Source organism: Streptomyces sp. RP5T (assembly GCF_003933965.1).
In the GTDB taxonomy this organism is placed as follows: domain Bacteria; phylum Actinomycetota; class Actinomycetes; order Streptomycetales; family Streptomycetaceae; genus Streptomyces.
In genome coordinates this window covers 1-403 of record NZ_RSAJ01001311.1, presented here as the reverse complement: position 1 = coordinate 403, position 403 = coordinate 1, and the positions used below count along the sequence as shown (strand labels likewise).

Genomic DNA, 403 nt, shown 5'->3' with positions numbered 1-403 from the left:
GAATGACACCGGCAGACTTTCGCGAATTTGTTTTTGCTATTGCCGATAAAGTCGGATTTGCTCGTGAGCGTATTATTCTCGGCGGCGACCATCTGGGACCAAACTGCTGGCAGCAAGAAAATGCGGATGCGGCGATGGAAAAATCCGTCGAGCTGGTAAAGGCATATGTTCGTGCCGGCTTCAGTAAAATTCATCTTGATGCGTCAATGTCCTGCGCTGACGATTCCATACCGTTAGCGCCAGAAACGGTTGCTGAACGTGCCGCTGTGCTTTGTCTGGCGGCGGAAAGTGTGGCGACTGATTGCCAGCGTGAGCAACTGAACTATGTCATTGGCACTGAAGTTCCGGTCCCGGGCGGTGAGGCCAGCGCCATTCAGTCAGTACACATCACCCAGGTTGAAGA

General features: G+C 52.9%; 1 protein-coding gene. It reads left to right on the top strand.

Going from position 1 to position 403, the window contains the following annotated elements:
• A partial coding sequence (locus tag EHS43_RS45970) for a class II D-tagatose-bisphosphate aldolase, non-catalytic subunit (RefSeq protein ID WP_185806709.1) occupies positions 1–403 on the top strand: 403 nt, incomplete at both ends.